This window comes from Pseudomonas sp. HP_12, assembly GCF_055283955.1.
The window spans coordinates 472579-491947 of record NZ_JBTOQG010000001.1 but is presented as its reverse complement, the minus strand read 5'-3'; the positions used below and the strand labels follow the sequence as shown (position 1 = coordinate 491947).

Below are 19369 nucleotides of genomic sequence, written 5' to 3'. Positions count from 1 at the left end.
GGACTCGCCCTTTCCCGGCCGGTCCTGCTGTCACAAAAAAGCCCCGTCACGATGGACGGGGCTTCTTGTTTTCAGCATGGCTCTGTCAGTGCATGACCCTGATCAGAACGCGACGCCCTGGCTGCGCAGGTAATCGTCGTAGGTGCCGCTGAAGTCGGTCACGCCACTTGGGCTCAGCTCGATGATGCGGGTGGCCAGGGACGAGACGAACTCGCGGTCGTGGCTGACGAAGATCAGCGTGCCCGGGTAGTTCTCCAGCGCCAGGTTCAGCGCCTCGATCGACTCCATGTCCAGGTGGTTGGTCGGTTCGTCCATGATCAGCACGTTCGGCTTCTGCAGGATCAGCTTGCCGAACAGCATGCGGCCTTGCTCACCACCTGAAATCACCTTGACCGACTTGAGGATCTCGTCGTTGGAGAACAGCATCCGGCCCAGGGTGCCACGAATGACTTGCTCACCTTGAGTCCATTGCCCCATCCAGTCGAACAGGGTGACATCGTCTTCGAAGTCGTGGGCGTGGTCCTGGGCGTAGTAACCCAGCTCCGCCGCATCGGTCCACTTGATCGTGCCGGCATCCGGGGTCAGCTCATTGACCAGGGTGCGCAGCAGAGTGGTTTTACCGATACCGTTCGGGCCGATGATCGCAACGCGCTCGCCGGCTTCAACCTGGAAGCTGAAGTTCTTGAACAGCGTCTTGCCGTCGAAGCCTTTGGCCATTTGGTCAATGATGACCGCCTGACGGTGCAGCTTCTTGTTCTGATCGAAGCGGATGAACGGGCTGACGCGGCTCGACGGCTTGACCTCGGCCAGCTGGATCTTGTCGATCGCCTTGGCGCGGGACGTGGCCTGCTTGGCTTTCGAGGCGTTGGCCGAGAAGCGGCTGACGAACGACTGCAACTCGGAGATCTGGGCTTTCTTCTTGGCGTTGTCCGACAGCAACTGCTCGCGGGACTGGGTCGCCACGGTCATGTACTCGTCGTAGTTGCCCGGGAACAGGCGCAGCTCGCCGTAATCCAGGTCAGCCATGTGGGTGCACACGCTGTTGAGGAAGTGACGGTCGTGAGAAATGATGATCATCAGGCTGGAACGCTGGGTCAGGATGTTTTCCAGCCAGCGAATGGTGTTGATGTCCAGGTGGTTGGTCGGTTCGTCGAGCAACAGCACTTCAGGATCGGAGAACAGCGCCTGGGCCAGCAACACGCGCAGCTTCCAGCCCGGCGACACTTCGCTCATCGGCCCGTTGTGCTGCTCGATGCCAATGCCCAGACCGAGCAACAGCTCACCGGCACGGGATTCGGCGGTGTAGCCGTCCATTTCAGCGAATTCGGTTTCCAGCTCGGCGACAGCCATGCCGTCTTCTTCGGTCATTTCCGGCAGGGAGTAGATGCGATCGCGCTCGGCCTTGACCTTCCACAGCTCTTCGTGGCCCATGATCACGGTGTCGATAACGGTGAAGTCTTCGTAGGCGAACTGGTCCTGGCGCAATTTACCCAGACGCACGTTCGGCTCAAGCATCACCTGGCCGCCAGACGGCTCCAGATCGCCGCCGAGGATCTTCATGAAGGTGGACTTGCCACAGCCATTGGCGCCGATGAGGCCATAGCGATTGCCACCGCCGAATTTGACCGAAACGTTCTCGAACAGCGGCTTGGCGCCAAACTGCATGGTGATGTTAGCTGTGGAAATCAATTGCTTATCCTGGATTGTTTACAAGGGGGCTGATTGGCGATGGCCTTCGACGCCTGGTGGCGATTGCTCGTGATCCAACCAGCAGCCTGCACGTCACCCGTGTCGGGGACATGACCTGATGAAGATGGGTGAACGGGAGCAGCGTCCGATACGGGTTCAGCGGGGGACCGACATGCATCGGCCACGCTTGCTGTACGGCAGCAGACGCACAGGTTCGGGCAGTGCGCTGAGACCCCGCGATAGGCTCAGGCGGCGCATGCGAATTCAAGGCGCGGCAGTGTAACACCGTCTTGGTTATCCACCTACCGCCGCTCGCCGGTGAGGATCACCTGATCAAGCGTGCTCGACCTGCGTTCTGACTTTGTTCACCGTGGAGTAATGGGAAAACACGATGCAGCCGATCAGACGGGAGAAGAGGCCCAGGGTTTCGACGAGGTCGGGGTTCTCGAAGGTGCTGGCCTTGGAGTCGAGCAGGCAAAGCGCGCCGAAGAGTTGGCCGTCGGGCAGGGAGATCGGTACGCCGATGTAGCTTTCGATGGCGTAACGCTTGACCACCGGGCGACCGGCATAGCGCTCGCTTTTGCTGATGCTGGGGATGATCAGCGCCTTCGGGTTTTCGATCAGCTCGTTACACAGGGTCGTTTCCAGCTCCAGGACTTCGCCTTCCTGGATACCGATGTGAATCTCGTCATAGACCGCGCAGGCGACCCACTCGGCGTCGGTGAACTTGGCGATGCCCGCAAAACGCATGCCGGTCAGCCGGGTCACGAGTCTGAGGATGTTCGTCGTGGCCTCAACCTCGGCGATCGCCGAACGCTCGGCAATGGTCAGCAAATCCGGGCAGAGCAGGGAATCCAAAGCCATTGTAGGCTCCATATCGATGTGTAGTGGCGTACCGGCCGGGGCATGTACGTCGCGCAGATTAGCATCTTGTGCTGCACCCGTATCCTCCCCCTCGGCTCTCTGCGACCATTTGCCATGGGGCCGATCGTCGAAAAGATGCAGCCGAGTCCGTCAGAGCTGGTGGGTAAATCGCTGCACCGCCCCCACGACCTGCCGCGCGCCCTCCTGAATTTCCACGATCACGCTGCCCGCCTGGTTGGCCAGCGACAGGCCCTGTTCGGCCTGAACCCGCGTGCTGCCCATGTCCTTGACCACGTCATCCACCAGTTTCTGGTTCTGTTGCACCACCGCGACAATTTCCTCGGTGGCCGTGCTGGTGCGCCCGGCCAACTGACGCACTTCATCCGCCACGACGGCAAAGCCACGCCCTTGTTCACCGGCGCGGGCCGCTTCGATGGCGGCATTGAGGGCCAGCAAGTTGGTCTGCTGGGCGATGCCACCGATGGTTTGCACGATGGTGCTGATCAGCAGCGATTGCTTGCCCAGCGCTTCCATGCCATGGGAGGCGGAAAGCATCTGGTCGGCAATGCCGTTCATGGTTTCCACAGTGTTGTTGATCACCGCTGCTCCACGCTGGGCCGAGACATCGGTGCGCTGGGAGATTTCGAAGGCAGTGCCCGCCGCGACGCTGATTTCCGCTTCGCGATGTACCTGATCAGTAATGACAGTGGCGAATTTCACCACTTTGTAAAGTTTGCCCTGGGTGTCGTGGACCGGGTTGTACGTCGCTTCCAGCCAGACTTCATCGCCACGGCTGTTCAAGCGTTTGAACCGGTCTGCCACGAACTCACCGTTGTTCAGGCGTTTCCAGAAGGTTTTGTAATCTTCGGTGGCGGCGAATTTCGGGTCACAGAACAGGCTGTGGTGCTTGCCGAGAATCTGATCCTGGCTGTAGCCCATTTCCTGGAGGAAGGACTGGTTAGCCTTCAGCACGTGGCCGCCGAGGTCGAATTCGATGACCGCTGTCGACCGCAGCAGGGCATTGATGAACGACTCGTTTTCCCGGGCCTTGTTGACTTCGGCGGTGACGTTGGTGGCCAGACATTTGAAGGCGACGAGGCGACCTTGCTCATCTTTCAATGGCGACCAGGTGGCGTGAAGCCAGATCAGCGAACCGCCTTTGCTGACGAAGCGGTAGTCGTCGGTCACTGCCGTGCCGCTGGTGGCTGCGGCCTTGAAGTTGCGAAAGCATGGCATGGTCGCCACGTAGGAAGGGATAAATGCCGCCATGGGGTTGCCGACCAGTTCATCGTGGGAGTAACCGATTGCTGCGCAGAACTTGCTGTTGGCGTCCGTGATGCGCAGGTCGGAATCCACCGTCAGCGACAGCATCTCCTGCATGAGGGCGTCATGAAAATTTTTGAGCGTGACCAGCTCCGAGCTTAGTGTGGCCACCTGCTTTTTGACTTTGGAATTAAACATCTGCCGCTCCTTGGATATCCTCTGCTTGATGTCGGCGTTCGTATGCCGAAATTAAGCCCGGTCGTCAGAATGTGTATAGATCATGCGTGGATAAAAGGAGGGCGCTGACAAGGAATTCCGGACAAGAAAAAGCCCGCGATGGGGGGTGCGGGCTTAAAGTCAGTCTTGGAGGAGCAATTGAAGACTACCGCCCTCGATGTGAAAAACCTGTGAACAGCTCTCAACAACAGTTAATAAATAGCGTTGGTCAGAAAAGCTTTCACGATGGACTTCGCAGAAGGCCTGACTTTCTGGCTGCCCAGCTCTTCAGTGGTAAACCACTTGCAGTCGGCAATTTCATTATGGGGGGCAGGGGTGGCGATCATCGTCACCGACACTTCGAACACGTGGTGCAACACAGTGCCACCTTCAAACCGGGTGATGTACGCCAGGTCTTCCAGGATCAGTCCGGTCTCTTCACGTAGTTCTCGCGCAGCCGCCTGCGCGGGCGATTCATCGGCTTCGACCTTGCCGCCCGGCAGGTTCCAGCGAGCTTTGGATTTGCGCACGTAGAGGATCTGATTGTCCCTGCGGCAAATGACTGTGGCTCGTTCTTTCATTGGCGTTCCTCCACCGTACAACCCGTAAAAGCGCCTGCCGTCCGTGCATGTTCACGCGGTTGTCATAAAAGCTTCATAAAGACGTTTGAAGCAGTAACGGTGCCAATGTTCCCTTGACCTCCACATAAATCGGCCGGTCACAGCAAAACCATAGCTAGAGTGGGGGGAGTTTTTCGTCAACCCGCCCGGCGGCGTGTTGTAGCGGCCTGGGCTGGACCCAGCACAGCCCAAAGTGCCACTACTGAAGTGGCGCGATGTTTAGGGGTCACACCAAGGCGATCGTGCCCTTGGCGCGATGAACGGTCGGCGGAGGTAAGAGGTGATGCCCGTTTCTGGCGCGGGGCGCACACCGATGGGGCCCAATGCTCACTGCGTGGGGTAATCCGTAGCGCTGAATTCTCTCGGCCCGCGCCAGGTTTCGATCTGCACGCGCCTGCCTCTGCACCCATGTGATTGAAAACACCGATGATTCTTGCGCCTTCTTCTAGCGCCCAGGTCTGTGGCACAATTTCTGCTGTCTATTCCGTTGTGGCAAACAGTGTTCCGCTATAGCGGAATAAATACAACCGGCGGAGTTTCTCTCATGTGGCGCGGATCCCTTTCTTTGAAAGCTTGTGCACTGGCCCTGATAACAGCAGCGACGTTTGCGACGACGGCATACGCCGCTGACAGCAAGCTCGACAGCGTTCTGCAACGTGGCCATCTGATCGTGGGTACGGGGAGCACCAATGCCCCTTGGCACTTCCAGGGTGCAGACGGCAAGTTGCAGGGTTTTGATATCGACATCGCGCGGATCGTCGCCAAGGGCCTGTTCAATGACCCGAGCAAAGTCGAGTTCGTCGTGCAGTCTTCCGACGCGCGCATCCCGAACCTGCTGACCGACAAAGTCGACATGAGCTGCCAGTTCATCACCGTCACCGCCAGCCGCGCCCAGCAGGTGGCCTTCACCCTGCCTTACTACCGCGAAGGCGTCGCGCTGTTGCTGCCGACCAACAGCAAGTACAAGGAAATCGATGACCTGAAAGGCGCCGGCGATGGCGTCACCGTTGCCGTGCTGCAAAACGTCTATGCCGAAGAGCTGGTGCATCAGGCGCTGCCCAAGGCGAAGGTTGATCAGTACGACAGCGTCGACCTGATGTACCAGGCCATCAACTCCGGTCGTGCCGATGCGGCGGCCACCGATCAGTCGTCGGTGAAATACCTGATGGTGCAGAACCCCGGTCGCTATCGCTCGCCCGCGTTCGCCTGGAGCCCGCAGACCTACGCCTGCGCCGTGAAGCGTGGTGATCAGGACTGGCTGAACTTCGTCAACACCGCCCTGCATGAAGCCATGACCGGGGTCGAGTTCCCGACGTATGCCGAGTCGTTCAAGAAGTGGTTCGGCGTGGACCTGCCGACCCCTGCGATCGGTTTCCCGATGGAATACAAATAACCCGCGCCGCTTGCGTCGCCCACTGAAGCGGGCGAGGACGGCCGTGGTGCCGTCCCGCCCCAGGTACTGCTGACCATGAATTATCAGCTGAATTTTGCAGCGGTCTGGCGGGATTTCCCCAGTCTGCTGGCGGGGCTGGGGCTCGGCCTGGAACTGGCCCTGATCTCCATCGCCATCGGGTGCGTGATCGGCATGATGGCCGCGTTTGCGATGCTGTCGCGCTATCGGGCCCTGCGCATCGTGGCGTCGGTTTACGTCACCGTGGTGCGCAACACGCCGATTCTGGTGCTGATCCTGTTGATCTACTTCGCCTTGCCCGGGCTCGGTATTCGTCTGGACAAGATCCCGTCGTTCATCATCACCCTGTCGCTGTATGCCGGGGCGTACCTGACCGAAGTGTTCCGCGCAGGGCTGCTGAGCATTCACAAGGGCCAGCGTGAAGCGGGGCTGGCGATCGGCCTCGGCGAATGGCAGGTGCGCGCTTACATCGTCGTCCCGGTGATGCTGCGCAATGTGCTGCCGGCACTGTCGAACAACTTCATTTCGCTGTTCAAGGACACGTCCCTGGCCGCCGCCATCGCGGTGCCGGAACTGACCTATTACGCGCGCAAGATCAACGTCGAGAGCTACCGGGTGATTGAAACCTGGCTGGTGACCACGGCGCTGTACGTCGCGGCCTGTTACCTCATTGCCATGCTGCTGCGTTACCTCGAGCAGCGTCTGGCGATTCGCCGCTAGGAGGCCCGGACCATGTACGAACAACCCAGTTGGTTGCATGAATTGTGGATTGCCCGGGAGGCGTTGTGGGCAGGGTTTCTCACCAGCGTGCAGTGCGCGGGACTGGCGATCGTGTTCGGCACGGTGATCGGCGTGTTCGCCGGGCTGATCCTGACCTACGGGAAATGGTGGGCGCGCCTGCCGTTTCGCGCCTACGTCGATCTGATTCGCGGCACGCCCGTGTTTGTCCTGGTGCTGGCCTGCTTCTACATGGCACCGGCGCTGGGCTGGCAGATCGGCGCGTTCCAGGCCGGTGCGCTGGGCCTGACGCTGTTTTGCGGCTCCCATGTCGCCGAGATCGCGCGCGGTGCCTTGCAGGCCATCCCGCGCGGGCAACTGGAAGCGGGCAAGGCCATCGGCCTGACGTTCGGTCAGTCCCTCAGTTATGTGCTGTTGCCTCAAGCGCTGCGGCAGATATTGCCGACCTGGGTCAATTCGTCTACCGAGATCGTCAAGGCCTCGACCCTGCTCTCGGTGATCGGCGTGGCCGAGCTGCTTCTCAGCACCCAGCAGGTCATCGCGCGCAACTTCATGACCCTCGAGTTTTACCTGTTCGCCGGCTTTCTCTTCTTCGTCATCAACTACGCCATCGAGCTTCTTGGGCGGCAAATCGAAAAACGGGTGGCCTTGCCATGACACAGACTCAAACCGCACCTGCCGCTCCGGCTCTATTGAGCATCGAAGGGCTGCACAAATCCTATGGCCCGGTTGAAGTGCTCAAGGGCGTCGACCTGAAGATGAACAAAGGCAACGTGGTGACGCTGATCGGCTCCAGCGGCTCGGGCAAAACCACGCTGTTGCGTTGCGTCAATCTGCTGGAAGAATTTCAGGGCGGGCACATTCGTCTCGAAGGTCAGGACATCGGCTACAGCGACGTCAGTGGCAAGCGCGTGCGTCATCCGGAAAAACTCATCGCGCAGCACCGGGCGATGACCGGCATGGCGTTTCAGCAGTTCAACCTGTTCCCGCACTTGACCGCGCTGCAGAACGTTACCCTCGGCCTGCTCAAAGTAAAAAAGCTGCCCAAGGACCAGGCCGTTGCGCTGGCCGAAAAGTGGCTGGAGCGCGTGGGCCTGCTGGAGCGGCGCAATCACTTTCCCGGTCAGTTGTCCGGCGGTCAGCAGCAGCGCGTGGCGATTGCCCGCGCCATTGCCATGAACCCGAGCCTGATGTTGTTCGACGAGGTCACGTCGGCGCTGGACCCGGAGCTGGTGGGCGAGGTGCTCAGCGTGATCAAGGGCCTGGCGGAAGAGGGCATGACCATGTTGCTGGTGACCCACGAGATGCGCTTCGCCTACGAGGTGTCCGATCAGATCGTGTTCATGAACCAGGGCCGTATCGAAGAGCAGGGCCCGCCCAAGGCATTATTCGAACAACCCAAGTCAGCGCGTCTGGCTGAATTCCTCAAGAACATTCGTTTTTAAGACGCTCAATCAAAGGAGATTTTCATGAGCATTACTCGTTACGGTGCCGGCAGTACCGCAGGTGGCGGCCAGCCACGTCCATTCGCCCGCGCCGTCGAAGCCGATGGCTGGCTGCATGTGTCGGGGCAGGTGCCGGCCGAAAACGGTGAGATCATCAACGGCGGGATCGTCGAGCAGACCCATAAAACCATGCAGAACCTGGTGGCCATCCTGACCGAGGCCGGTTACGGCCTGGAAGACGTGGTGCGCGTTGGCGTGTGGCTGGAAGACCCCCGTGATTTCTGGAGCTTTAACAAGGTTTTCGGCGAGTATTTTTCCCCGGAACATGCCCCGGCCCGCGCCTGCGTGCAGGCCAACATGATGGTCGACTGCAAGGTCGAGATCGATTGCATTGCCTACAAGAAAAAGTAAGGAGCAGCGGCAAGCTTTAAGCTGCAAGCTGCAAGTCGGTAGAGCGCTGATGCAACACGTGCCGCTTGAAGCTTGCAGCCCAATTGCCTACCCCATTTTTAAAGGCTAAAGGCGTTTTTGCATCCGCGCCCTTTAGCCTGGAGCTGCTCTTATGACCGAAGACATCAAACGCCGGGCCCGTGGTTTAGACCGAGCGTTCGATATTCTCGATTTTCTCAAGGAAACCGGCACGCCGATGCGGCCCAACGAGATCGCCAGTGGCATCGGCAGCCCGAAATCGACGGTGTATGAGCTGGTCAGTTCGCTGCTGGAGCGGCGCGTCCTCGAGACCGTCGGCAAGGATGGCCATGTGTACCTGGGCCGGCAGTTGTACTTCCTTGGGCAGGCGCATCTGCGTCACTTCGACTTCACTCGCGAGGCCGAAGTCAGCTTGGGTGAAATCGTCGAGCAGACCCGGGAAACCGCGCAGATGTGCCTGCTCAACGGCCGCAAATACACCGTCGCGCTGATGAAAGAAGGCGCGCGGCATTTTCGTATTTCGTCGGACATCGGCGAGGACGCGCCGATCCCGTGGACCGCCTCGGGGCGGCTGCTGCTCGGGCACCTCACCGATCAGGCGATCATCGACCTGATCGACGACGAGGACTTCATCCTGCCGGACGGCCAGCGCCTGCCGATCGAGACGTTTCTCGCCGAGATCCGCAAGGCCCACGACGACGGCTTCTTTTCCTTCGACAGCATCGCCGACACCTTCACCCATTGCTTCGCCGCGCCGGTGCGGGACAAACAGGGCATCTGCATCGCGACCCTGTGCATCGTCGCCCCGCGCGCAGACGCCACCGCCCATTACGATCATTACCGGCGCGTGCTGATTGACACCGCCAACGGTCTGGCCCGGCGCGTCATCGAATAGCGTCGGCCTTACGTACACTCGAACAAAAAATTCAGGAGAACAGAGATGAGCATTGCCGCGATTGAAAAAGGCGCCACGCAACCCGGCGACCACCTGGTGCGCGACGTCAGCCTGCCCGCGCTGGTGATCCACGACACGGCGCTGGAGCACAACCTGCGCTGGATGCAGAAGTTCGTGAGTGACAGCGGCGCCGAGCTCGCGCCCCACGGCAAGACCAGCATGGTCCCGGCGCTGTTTCTGCGGCAGTTGCAGCACGGCGCGTGGGGCATGACCCTCGCCACGGCGGTGCAGACCCGCGCGGCCTACGCTCATGGCGTGCGTCGCGTGCTGATGGCCAATCAACTGGTCGGCGCGCCGAACATGGCGATCATCGCCGAGATGCTCACCGACGGGATGTTCGACTTTCACTGCATGGTCGATCACCCGGACAACGTCAAGGCGCTGGGCGAGTTCTTCGCCGCCAAGGGCCTGAACTTGAATGTGATGATCGAGTACGGCGTGGTCGGTGGACGTTGCGGTTGCCGCAGTGAAGCCGAGGTCATGGCCCTGGCCGACGCCATCGCCGCGCAACCGGCGCTGAAGCTGACCGGCATCGAAGGCTACGAGGGCGTGATCCATGGCGACCAAGCCGTGAGCGGCATTCGCGCGTTCGCCACGTCGCTGGTGCGGCTGGCCGTGACGCTGCAGGACAAGGGCGCGTTTGCGCTGGATCGCCCGATCGTCACGGCGTCGGGGTCGGCCTGGTACGACTTGATCGCCGAAGAATTCGACAAACAGCAGGTGCGCGAGCGTTTCCTGAGCGTGTTGCGCCCCGGCAGTTACGTGGTCCACGACCACGGCATTTACAAAGACGCGCAGTGCTGCGTGCTCGATCGACGTCACGACCTGAGCGAGGGTTTGCAGCCAGCGATGGAGGTCTGGGCCCACGTGCAGTCGATGCCGGAGCCGGGTTTTGCGGTGATCGCCATGGGCAAACGCGACGTGGCGTTCGATGCCGGCATGCCCAACCCGATCAAGCGCTATGCGCCGGGGGCGGTGCCGGCGATTGGCGAGGACGTCAGCGCGTGCAAAGTCACTGCTGTGATGGACCAGCACGCGTTCATGACCGTCGCGCCCGGTTGCGAATTGAAAGTGGGCGATATCATTTCGTTCGGCACCTCGCACCCGTGCCTGACCTTCGACAAATGGCGCACGGGTTGCCTGGTGGGTGATGATCTGTGCGTCATCGAATCCTTCGATACCTGCTTCTGACAGGAGTTTGCGATGAGTGAAATGGTCAGTCACAGCTATCCGCGCGTCGCGCTGATCGGCGAATGCATGATCGAGTTGCAACAGCACGCCAACGGCACGCTCAAGCAGAGCTTCGGCGGCGACACGCTGAACACCGCGGTGTACCTGTCGCGCCTGCTGGGTTCGGCGGCGCAGGTGGATTACGTCACGGCGCTGGGCGACGACAGTTTCAGCGACGCCATGTGCCAGGTCTGGACAGATGAGGGCATTGGTCTGAGTCGGGTGCAGCGTCTGCCGGGGAGGCTGCCGGGGCTGTATTGCATTCAGACCGACGCCAACGGGGAGCGACGTTTTCTCTACTGGCGCAACGAGGCGGCGGTGCGTGAATGCTTCACCACCCCGGCGGCCGAGCCGGTGCTGGCCGCGCTGCCGGATTACGACGTGCTGTATTTCAGCGGCATCACCCTGGCGGTGCTGGGTGAAACGGGCAGGGCGCGGCTGCTCTCGACCCTTGGCGATGCCCGGGACCGAGGGGCGAGGGTGGTGTTCGACAACAATTACCGCCCGCGCTTGTGGCGCAGCGTCGAACAGGCGCGGCAGGCGTATCGCGCAGTCATGCACGAAGTCGATCTGGCGCTGCTGACCGAGGAGGATGAGCAGGCGCTGTTCGACTACAGCGACGGCGAGGAGATTCTGCAGACCTATCGGGCCATGGGTGTCAGCGAGGTGGTGGTGAAACGCGGGGCCCAGAGCTGTCTCGTCAGTGTCGACGACCGGCGTTATGAAGTGCCGGCGCACACCGTGCAGAAGGTCATCGACACCACGGCGGCGGGGGATTCGTTCAGCGCTGCCTATCTGGCTCGGCGTTTGCGGGGTGGCGGTCCAAAAGATGCGGCCAACGCCGGGCATCAGTTGGCGAGCCTGGTGATTCAGCACCCGGGGGCATTGATACCGCGCAGCGTGATGCCGGTCTGAATGGGAAATAGATGGTGTGGCCACCGGTCTCTTCCCGGCTAAAGCCGGTCCCACTAAAGAGTCGCGCGCGTGCAGCTGGTCCTCACCACCCATCCCGCTGAATGCACGCCATGCTTTAGTGGGACCGGCTTCAGCCGGGAAGGGGCCAGTCTGATCACCACAAAATTGCAGAGACAGCCCCTCAATCCCGATAAAACACCTGCACCAGGTGATACCCGAATTTGCTTTTGACCGGACCATGCACGGTCCGCAACGGCTTTTTGAAGATCACCTGGTCAATCGCGCCGACCATCTGGCCTGGCCGCACCTCACCCAGATCGCCGCCGCGCTTGCCGCTCGGGCACGTCGAACACTTCTTCGCCAGCACGTCGAACGCCTCGCCCTTGGCAATGCGCTGCTTCAGTTGCTCGGCTTCTTCAGCGGTCTTGACCAGAATGTGGCGGGCTTGGGCTTTCATGATGGTCCGGACGTCTCGATAAAAAAGCCGCGCATTATGCCTTTGCTGCGCGATTTCGGGTAATTTCCCACACCTTGACCGGACGAACGTGTAAATCGGACCTGAGACACGCCCGACCCGGCCAGTCAAACAGCCCGAACGTTGAAACCGGCCGAAGGTCGACACACTGTAGGCCTGCAGTCTCCTCAAACCTCTAGTGCGGTGTTGCCTTATGGATTTTCCGGCGTTGTTGAAGGTGCTTGCCACCCAGGATGGATCGGACCTTTACCTGTCCACCGGCGCGCCCCCTTGCGCCAAGTTCAACGGCGTGCTCAAGCCGCTGGGCACGGAAGCGTTCAAACCCGGCGACGTCGGCCTGATCGCCAACGGCATCATGGACGCCGAGCAGCGCGTGGATTTCGAACGGGATCTGGAAATGAACCTGGCGTTTTCCCTGTCCGGCGTCGGGCGTTTCCGGATCAACATCTTCAAGCAGCGCAATGAAGTGTCGATCGTGGCGCGCAACATCAAGCTCGACATCCCCAAATTCGAAGACCTGCACCTGCCGCCGATCCTGCTCGATGTGATCATGGAAAAGCACGGCCTGGTGCTCTTTGTCGGCGCCACCGGTTCGGGTAAATCGACCTCCCTGGCGGCACTGATCGATCACCGCAACCGCCACGCCAGCGGCCACATCATCACCATCGAAGACCCGGTGGAGTTCATTCACAAACACAAGCGCTCGATCATCAATCAGCGCGAAGTGGGCGTCGATACGCGTAGCTTCCACGCGGCGCTGAAGAACACCCTGCGTCAGGCGCCGGACGTGATCCTGATCGGCGAAATCCGCGACCGCGAGACCATGGAGCATGCCCTGGCGTTTGCCGACACCGGCCACCTAGCGATCTCGACGTTGCACGCCAACAACGCCAACCAGGCGCTGGACCGCATTATCAATTTCTTCCCCGAAGAGCGCCGCCCTCAGCTGCTCCATGATCTGGGCAATAACCTCAAGGCGTTCGTCTCCCAGCGGCTGGTCAAGACCACCGACGGTAAACGCCGTGCGGCAGTGGAGGTGATGCTGGGCACGCCGACCATTCGAGACCTGATCCACCGCAACGAGCTGACCGAGCTCAAGGGCATCATGGAGAAATCCACCAACCTCGGCATGCAAACCTTCGACAACGCGCTGTATGACTTGGCGGTGGAGGGTGCGATCACGGAAGACGAGGCCCTGAAGAATGCGGATTCCGCCAACAACGTGCGCCTGCGGTTGAAATTGCACAGTGAGGACGGGCCATCCACCATCGCCACCGCGCCCCGTGCGCCCCAGCCCGCTGCGCAGGTGAATGTGAAGGATTGGGGGCTGGTGGATGAGCGGGATGAGCCGGGGAGTTGAGGTTTCCTCGTCTATGATTTTGCGGTGTCATCACCGACGCGTACCCTTGTAGGACCGGCTTCAGCCGGGAAGAGGCCGGTTTGAGCACTACACATTTCGAGGTGTAGCGACCGACGCTTTCCCGGCTAAAGCCAGTCCCACTGATGTCCGCGTACCCTTGTGGGACCGGCTTCAGCCGGGAATGGGCCGGTTTGAGCAACACACATTTCGAGGTGTAGCGACCGACGCTTTCCCGGCTAAAGCAGTCCTACTGGTCTTGCCCCGGCTATCGCGCCAGCCACCCGCCATCGATATTCCACGCCGCGCCACGCACCTGCGCGCCCGCTTCGCTGCACAGAAACAACGTCAACTCCCCCAGCTGCGAAGGGGTCACGAATTCCAGCGACGGCTGCTTCTCCGCCAGCAGGTCATGCTTCGCCTGTTCCAGGTCACCGGTCTGCGCAGCGCGATCATCGATCTGCTTCTGCACCAGTGGCGTCAGCACCCACCCGGGGCAGATGGCGTTGCAGGTGACATTGCTTGCAGCGGTTTCCAGCCCGACCACCTTGGTCAACCCGATGACGCCGTGCTTGGCTGCCACGTACGCCGCCTTGCCCGTCGAACCCACCAGGCCATGCACCGACGCAATGTTCACGATTCGCCCCCAGCCCTTGGCACGCATGCCCGGCAGGCACAGCCGCGTGCTGTGAAACACCGACGACAGGTTGATGGCAATGATCTTGTCCCAGCTCTCCACCGGGAAATCCTCCACCGCGTCGACGTGCTGAATCCCTGCGTTGTTGACCAGAATGTCGACGCCGCCAAACTCCCGCTCGGCGTAGGCAATCATGTCGGCGATCTGCGCGACATCGCTGACGTCCGCCGGGTGGTGGCCGACTTTCCCGCCGTACTGCTTGACCTGGTCGATCACCGCCGACGCATCGCCGAAGCCATTGAGCACCAGATTTGCGCCAGCCTTGGCCAGCGTCAGCGCGATGCCCAGGCCGATGCCGCTGGTGGAGCCGGTGACCAGTGCGGTTTTGCCTTGCAGACTCATGTTCAATTCCTCATACGATGCCGGTTGCATAGAAAACGCCGATCACCACGAACACCGCCAGTGTCTTGATGAGGGTGATGCCGAAGATGTCCTTGTATGCCTCGCGGTGGGTCAGGCCGGTGACCGCCAGCAGGGTGATGACCGCGCCGTTGTGCGGCAGCGTGTCCATCCCGCCGCTGGCCATGGCCGCGACGCGGTGCAACACCTCCAGCGGAATGTTCGCCGCGTGGGCCGCCGCGATAAAGCTATCGGACATCGCCGCCAGCGCAATGCTCATGCCCCCGGACGCCGAACCGGTGATCCCCGCCAGCAAGGTCACGGTAATCGCTTCGTTGACCAGCGGATTGGGAATGCTCTTCAGTCCATCGGCCAGCACCAGGAATCCGGGCAACGAAGCAATCACAGCGCCAAAACCGTATTCCGACGCCGTGTTCATGGCCGCCAGCAGTGCACCGCTGACCGCACCCTTGCTGCCTTCGGCCAGCTTCGATTTCACTGTCCTAAAAGCGAACAGCAGCACAAAGACAATCCCCACCAGCAACGCTGCTTCCACGGCCCAGATCGCGGTGATCTTGGCGATGTCGGTCTGCACCGGCGTCGCCATACCCGGGAGCGCGAGGGTGTGAGTCTTGCCGTACCACCGGGGAATCCACTGGGTGAACAGCAGGTTCATGATCCCCACCAGCAACAGCGGCGCCAGTGCGATCCACGGGTTGGGCAGGGCGATGTCGTCCGGGGTGTCCGGCTCGTTGCGCAACTCAGTGCCGTAGCCTTCGCCGGCACGCTGGGCCTTGTTGCGCTGGCGCTGCAGAAACAGCATGCCGGCGCTGAACACGAACGCCGTGCCAATCAGGCCCAGCCACGGCGCCGCCCACGCCGTGGTGTTGAAGAAGGTCGAGGGGATGATGTTCTGGATCTGCGGGGTGCCGGGCAGGGCGTCCATGGTGAACGAAAACGCACCGAGGGCGATGGTCGCCGGAATCAGCCGTTTGGGAATGTTGCTCTGGCGGAACATCTCGGCGGCGAACGGGTAGACCGCAAACACCACCACAAACAGCGACACACCGCCATAGGTCAGCAGCGCGCAGACCAGCACGATCACCAGCATCGCCTGGCGGGTGCCGAGCAGGCGTATGGCTGCCGCCACGATAGAGCGCGAAAAACCCGACAGCTCGATCAGCTTGCCGAACACGGCACCAAGCAAAAACACCGGGAAGTAGAGTTTGACGAAGCCGACCATCTTGTCCATGAACACGCCGGTGAAGGCGGGCGCCACGGCAGAGGGGTCGGTGAGCAGCACGGCACCGAGGGCCGCGATGGGGGCAAAGAGGATGACGCTGTAACCCCGGTAGGCAGCCAGCATCAGCAGCGTAAGGGCCGCTAAAGCGATGATCACACTCATCGAGTGTCTCCTGTTGTTTTTGTTTTGGGTGCGGCGAGGCCGCGCAACAGGAGGTATAGCTACTTTCATGCCAGTGCGCTAACTGGCTGATTCCTAAGAGATTTGCTCGGTGGCGTCAGGGCAGGGGGTCGGATTCGTCCAGGAAATGAGACCAGGATTGTGGAATTCGGCATGTGACCCACCCGTTGCCCTGGGTGGCGAAAGCTCTGTATCAAGGCTTCCATCGATCAGTCCAGCATCATGGACAGCCAGTCTCTCTATTGAGACTCGGCGATCCCCAGCGCTGCCATTTTCTTGTACAGCGTCGAACGCCCCAGTCCCAGCTGCCGGGCCGCGAGAATCACGTTCCCCGCACACTGCGCCAGCTTCGCCTGAATCAGCTCCCGGTCGAAATGCTGCCGCGCCTCGCTGTACGTCTGATCATTGGACGCCAACGAGGCCGTTGCCAGCGGACTGGTCACGGGAACCAGCGTGCCGATGGCCGCGCGGATGTCGCCGGGATTGAGCTGCAGATCGTCGCTGAGCAATGCCGCACGTTCGAGCACGTTGCGCAGCTCGCGAATGTTGCCCGGCCAGGCATGCTGTGCGAGGGCGGTCATGGCTGCAGGCGCCAGTTCGTGCTGGCTGCGCAGGTCCTCGAGAATCGCTTCGGTCAACGCCGGAATATCATCCAGACGCTCGCGCAACGGCGGCACCTGGATGGGCAACACGCTCAACCGGTAATACAGGTCAGCACGAAACTCCCCACGCTTGATCGCCGCTTCGAGATCCGTAGAGGTCGCCGCGATCAGGCGCACATCGCTTTTGATCATTTCGTTGGAGCCCACCGGTTCGTACTCTTTTTCCTGCAGTACGCGCAGCAGCTTGCTCTGCAGCGGCAGGGGCATGTCGCCGATCTCATCAAGAAATAGCGTGCCGCCCTCGGCCAGGTGCAATTTGCCCTGGCGCCCCTTGCGGTCGGCGCCGGTGAATGCGCCGGGGGCGGTGCCGAAGAACTCCGCCTCAAGCAACGCTTCGGGGATGGCCGCGCTGTTGATGCTGATGAAGGGTTTGTGCGCCCGTGGCGAGCTATTGTGCACGGCGTGGGCCAGCAACTCCTTGCCGGTTCCGGTTTCACCCAGCAGCAACACCGGCGAATCGGTGCTGGCGCTGCGCCGGGCGCGGCGTTTGACTTCCAGGCTGGCGGCACTGGTGCCGATGAAGTGGGCAAAACTGTATTTGGCCTGACGGGCGCGCAGGAGGGAGCGGGTCGAGGCCAGCTCCTGCTGCATGCTCGAATAGCGCTTGAGCAGCGGCGACAGCGCGTGCAGCTCATCGAACAGCGCAAAACCGATGGCGCCGATCACCGCGCCGCCGTCGTCATGAATCGGCAGGCGCATGACCACCAGCGGATCCTTCGCCGTGTCCATCATGTCCAGCAGAATCGGCTGACCGTTGCTCGCCACCTGACGCAGCAGGCTGCCGGGAATCACCTGTTCGCAGGGCTGACCCACCGCGCGGCTGGGGTCTTCGAGGCCAAAGCGGCGTGCGTAGCGCTCATTGATCCAGACGATGCGCGCGTCGCGGTCGACGATGACCGTGCCTTCGCTGGACTGCTCGATGATCTCGAAGAGCGAACGAATCGCCAGTCGCCGAACGCGTCGGTAATCCTTCAGGCTCTCACTGTCTTTCATGTGCGGTTCCGTCCTTACTGTTCCTCGGCATCTGGCCGCACAGACTACAGATTCAAAATGGCTTCAGTTGAAACCGGGGTGTGCTGCCGCCAGCAATTCCCGGGTGTAGGGGTGCTGTGGCGCATCGAACACATCATGGCTCGCGCCGCGCTCGACCACCTTGCCGTCCTTGACCACGATCAGGTCATGGGCCAGCGCCTTGACCACCGCCAGGTCGTGACTGATGAACAGGTAAGTCAGGCCATGCCGTTCCTGCAACTGACGCAACAACGCGACGACCTGCTTCTGCACGGTGCGATCCAGCGCAGAGGTCGGTTCGTCGAGCAATATCAAGGCAGGTTTGAGCACAAGGGCGCGTGCAATCGCGATACGTTGCCGCTGCCCACCGGAAAACTCGTGGGGGTAGCGGTGCCGGCTCGACGGGTCGATGCCGACTTCCTCCAGCGCGCGAATCACTTCGGCCTCACAGCTGACCTTGTCCAGGTCGCTGTGAACTTCCAGGCCCTCGCTGATGATCTGTGCCACCGACATGCGCGGGCTGAGGCTGCCGTAAGGGTCCTGAAACACCACCTGCATCTGCTTGCGCCATGGGCGCATCTGCTTCTGATTCAGGCTGTCCAGCCCATGACCCTTGAAGCGGATACTGCCACGGGATTCCAGCAAGCGCAGGATGGCCTGACCAAGTGTCGACTTGCCCGAGCCGGATTCGCCGACGATGCCCAGGGTTTTGCCGCGCTCGATGCTCAGGCTGATGTCATCGACGGCTTTCAGGTACTCGTGGTGCCGGTTGAAAATCCCGCCGCCGAGGGAGAACCAGACGCGCAGGTTGTCGACCTCCAGCACCTTCTCGCGGGTGTCCCGGGGCAACGGCTCGCCCGCCGGTTCCGCGTCCAGCAGCAAGCGGCTGTAAGGGTGTTGCGGGTTCTTGAACAACAGCTGGCAATTGGACTCCTCGACGATTTCCCCGGCGCGCATGACGCACACCCGCTGGGCGATGCTGTGCACCAGATTCAGGTCGTGGCTGATCAGCAACAGCGACATGTTCAGCCGTTGCTGCAGCTGTTTGAGCAGCAGCAGGATCTTGCGCTGCACCGTCACGTCCAGCGCCGTGGTCGGCTCATCGGCAATCAGCAGTTCCGGCTCGCAGGCCAGCGCCATGGCGATCATCACTCGCTGGCGTTGACCGCCGGACAACTCATGGGGGTAGGCCTTCAGGCGCTTCTTCGGGTGCTGAATGCCGACCAGCTCCAGCAGCTCGATAATCCGCGCCTGGGCTGCCTTGCCCGCCATCCCCTTATGCAGCAACAAGGTTTCGCCGATCTGGCGGGACACGGTGTGCAAGGGGTTCAGCGATGTCATCGGCTCCTGAAAGATCATCGCGATCTGATTGCCCCGCAGCTCGCGCATGACGTTGCCATCGGCGCCGAGCAGCTCCTTGCCGCGATAACGAATGCTGCCGGTGCTCAGCGTGCCGGCCTGGGGCAGCAGTTGCAGGATCGAGTGGGCCGTCACCGATTTGCCCGAGCCCGACTCTCCGACCAATGCCAGGCACTCGCCGGCCGGGATGTCCAGGCTGAGGTGCTTGACCACCGTGTGGCCGTTGAACGACACCGAGAGGTCGCGGATTTCGATCAGGTTTTCGGACATC

17 protein-coding genes and 2 pseudogenes are annotated in these 19369 nt (G+C 61.2%); 9 read left to right on the top strand and 10 right to left on the bottom strand.

Annotation, left to right across the window (positions count from 1 at the left end):
- Window positions 1-102: 102 nt before the first annotated feature.
- The 5 genes and pseudogenes from ACYASU_RS02150 to ACYASU_RS02130 form a co-directional block, all read right to left on the bottom strand.
- Window positions 103-1689, bottom strand: coding sequence for an ABC-F family ATPase (locus ACYASU_RS02150; protein ID WP_463581783.1), 1587 nt, complete (start codon window positions 1687-1689; stop codon window positions 103-105).
- 333 nt (window positions 1690-2022) lie between these two features.
- On the bottom strand, window positions 2023-2553 hold the full coding sequence (locus tag ACYASU_RS02145) for a GAF domain-containing protein (RefSeq protein WP_463581782.1): 531 nt from the start codon (window positions 2551-2553) through the stop codon (window positions 2023-2025).
- A gap of 150 nt (window positions 2554-2703) precedes the next feature.
- A pseudogene (locus ACYASU_RS02140) lies at window positions 2704-3135 on the bottom strand (methyl-accepting chemotaxis protein); the annotation flags it as partial.
- 102 nt (window positions 3136-3237) lie between these two features.
- A pseudogene (locus ACYASU_RS02135) lies at window positions 3238-3924 on the bottom strand (PAS domain-containing protein); the annotation flags it as partial.
- 320 nt (window positions 3925-4244) lie between these two features.
- Window positions 4245-4613: an NUDIX hydrolase gene (locus ACYASU_RS02130; protein ID WP_192173979.1), complete on the bottom strand. Its 369-nt coding sequence runs from the start codon at window positions 4611-4613 to the stop codon at window positions 4245-4247.
- A gap of 583 nt (window positions 4614-5196) precedes the next feature.
- Here ACYASU_RS02130 and ACYASU_RS02125 point away from each other — a divergent pair.
- The 8 genes from ACYASU_RS02125 to kdgK all read left to right on the top strand — a co-directional run bounded on the left by ACYASU_RS02125 (window position 5197) and on the right by kdgK (window position 11775).
- A complete protein-coding gene (locus tag ACYASU_RS02125; protein WP_463581781.1) occupies window positions 5197-6045 on the top strand; it encodes a transporter substrate-binding domain-containing protein in 849 nt (282 codons plus the stop codon).
- A 75-nt stretch (window positions 6046-6120) separates the two neighbouring features.
- Window positions 6121-6783 carry an amino acid ABC transporter permease gene (locus ACYASU_RS02120; protein ID WP_282372237.1) on the top strand — a complete coding sequence of 221 codons (663 nt, stop codon included), beginning with the start codon at window positions 6121-6123 and terminating at the stop codon, window positions 6781-6783.
- A gap of 12 nt (window positions 6784-6795) precedes the next feature.
- On the top strand, window positions 6796-7458 hold the full coding sequence (locus ACYASU_RS02115; protein WP_192173976.1) for an amino acid ABC transporter permease: 663 nt from the start codon (window positions 6796-6798) through the stop codon (window positions 7456-7458).
- Window positions 7455-8246, top strand: a complete 792-nt coding sequence (locus tag ACYASU_RS02110; protein ID WP_192173975.1) for an amino acid ABC transporter ATP-binding protein — start codon at window positions 7455-7457, stop codon at window positions 8244-8246. Before ACYASU_RS02115 ends, ACYASU_RS02110 begins: the two co-directional genes overlap by 4 nt.
- 24 nt (window positions 8247-8270) lie before the next feature.
- Window positions 8271-8657, top strand: coding sequence for a RidA family protein (locus ACYASU_RS02105; RefSeq protein ID WP_074883073.1), 387 nt, complete (start codon window positions 8271-8273; stop codon window positions 8655-8657).
- A 151-nt stretch (window positions 8658-8808) separates the two neighbouring features.
- Complete coding sequence (locus ACYASU_RS02100) at window positions 8809-9570, top strand: IclR family transcriptional regulator (RefSeq protein ID WP_192173974.1); 762 nt, start codon at window positions 8809-8811, stop codon at window positions 9568-9570.
- A gap of 45 nt (window positions 9571-9615) precedes the next feature.
- Entirely contained in the window at window positions 9616-10821 is a 1206-nt protein-coding gene (locus tag ACYASU_RS02095; protein WP_192173973.1) for an amino acid deaminase, read from the top strand.
- A gap of 12 nt (window positions 10822-10833) precedes the next feature.
- Window positions 10834-11775 (top strand): 2-dehydro-3-deoxygluconokinase, encoded by a 942-nt coding sequence (kdgK, locus tag ACYASU_RS02090; protein WP_463581780.1) that lies wholly within the window; start codon window positions 10834-10836, stop codon window positions 11773-11775.
- Window positions 11776-11956: 181 nt separating this feature from the next.
- Here kdgK and ACYASU_RS02085 read toward each other — a convergent pair whose 3' ends face one another.
- Window positions 11957-12232, bottom strand: a complete 276-nt coding sequence (locus ACYASU_RS02085; RefSeq protein ID WP_463581779.1) for a peptidylprolyl isomerase — start codon at window positions 12230-12232, stop codon at window positions 11957-11959.
- A 211-nt stretch (window positions 12233-12443) separates the two neighbouring features.
- Between ACYASU_RS02085 and ACYASU_RS02080 the strand changes: the two genes are divergently transcribed.
- Complete coding sequence (locus ACYASU_RS02080) at window positions 12444-13610, top strand: PilT/PilU family type 4a pilus ATPase (RefSeq protein ID WP_346630450.1); 1167 nt, start codon at window positions 12444-12446, stop codon at window positions 13608-13610.
- 265 nt (window positions 13611-13875) lie between these two features.
- Here ACYASU_RS02080 and ACYASU_RS02075 read toward each other — a convergent pair whose 3' ends face one another.
- The 4 genes from ACYASU_RS02075 to ACYASU_RS02060 form a co-directional block, all read right to left on the bottom strand.
- Window positions 13876-14646 carry a 3-hydroxybutyrate dehydrogenase gene (locus ACYASU_RS02075; RefSeq protein WP_463581778.1) on the bottom strand — a complete coding sequence of 257 codons (771 nt, stop codon included), beginning with the start codon at window positions 14644-14646 and terminating at the stop codon, window positions 13876-13878.
- A gap of 10 nt (window positions 14647-14656) precedes the next feature.
- The gene (locus tag ACYASU_RS02070; RefSeq protein ID WP_463581777.1) at window positions 14657-16048 is read right to left on the bottom strand and encodes a GntP family permease; all 1392 of its coding nucleotides are present in this window, start codon (window positions 16046-16048) and stop codon (window positions 14657-14659) included.
- Between the two features lie 257 nt (window positions 16049-16305).
- Complete coding sequence (locus tag ACYASU_RS02065; protein ID WP_463581776.1) at window positions 16306-17721, bottom strand: sigma-54 interaction domain-containing protein; 1416 nt, start codon at window positions 17719-17721, stop codon at window positions 16306-16308.
- Window positions 17722-17784: 63 nt separating this feature from the next.
- Window positions 17785-19368, bottom strand: coding sequence for an ABC transporter ATP-binding protein (locus ACYASU_RS02060; RefSeq protein ID WP_463581775.1), 1584 nt, complete (start codon window positions 19366-19368; stop codon window positions 17785-17787).
- Window position 19369 lies beyond the last annotated feature (1 nt).

Coding starts and splice junctions, on each gene's coding strand:
- ACYASU_RS02145 (WP_463581782.1), bottom strand. CDS start 2,553: ATGGCTTTGGATTCCCTGCTCTGCCCGGATTTGCTGACCATTGCCGAG.
- ACYASU_RS02130 (WP_192173979.1), bottom strand. CDS start 4,613: ATGAAAGAACGAGCCACAGTCATTTGCCGCAGGGACAATCAGATCCTC.
- ACYASU_RS02125 (WP_463581781.1), top strand. CDS start 5,197: ATGTGGCGCGGATCCCTTTCTTTGAAAGCTTGTGCACTGGCCCTGATA.
- ACYASU_RS02120 (WP_282372237.1), top strand. CDS start 6,121: ATGAATTATCAGCTGAATTTTGCAGCGGTCTGGCGGGATTTCCCCAGT.
- ACYASU_RS02115 (WP_192173976.1), top strand. CDS start 6,796: ATGTACGAACAACCCAGTTGGTTGCATGAATTGTGGATTGCCCGGGAG.
- ACYASU_RS02110 (WP_192173975.1), top strand. CDS start 7,455: ATGACACAGACTCAAACCGCACCTGCCGCTCCGGCTCTATTGAGCATC.
- ACYASU_RS02105 (WP_074883073.1), top strand. CDS start 8,271: ATGAGCATTACTCGTTACGGTGCCGGCAGTACCGCAGGTGGCGGCCAG.
- ACYASU_RS02100 (WP_192173974.1), top strand. CDS start 8,809: ATGACCGAAGACATCAAACGCCGGGCCCGTGGTTTAGACCGAGCGTTC.
- ACYASU_RS02095 (WP_192173973.1), top strand. CDS start 9,616: ATGAGCATTGCCGCGATTGAAAAAGGCGCCACGCAACCCGGCGACCAC.
- kdgK (WP_463581780.1), top strand. CDS start 10,834: ATGAGTGAAATGGTCAGTCACAGCTATCCGCGCGTCGCGCTGATCGGC.
- ACYASU_RS02085 (WP_463581779.1), bottom strand. CDS start 12,232: ATGAAAGCCCAAGCCCGCCACATTCTGGTCAAGACCGCTGAAGAAGCC.
- ACYASU_RS02080 (WP_346630450.1), top strand. CDS start 12,444: ATGGATTTTCCGGCGTTGTTGAAGGTGCTTGCCACCCAGGATGGATCG.
- ACYASU_RS02075 (WP_463581778.1), bottom strand. CDS start 14,646: ATGAGTCTGCAAGGCAAAACCGCACTGGTCACCGGCTCCACCAGCGGC.
- ACYASU_RS02070 (WP_463581777.1), bottom strand. CDS start 16,048: ATGAGTGTGATCATCGCTTTAGCGGCCCTTACGCTGCTGATGCTGGCT.
- ACYASU_RS02065 (WP_463581776.1), bottom strand. CDS start 17,721: ATGAAAGACAGTGAGAGCCTGAAGGATTACCGACGCGTTCGGCGACTG.
- ACYASU_RS02060 (WP_463581775.1), bottom strand. CDS start 19,368: ATGTCCGAAAACCTGATCGAAATCCGCGACCTCTCGGTGTCGTTCAAC.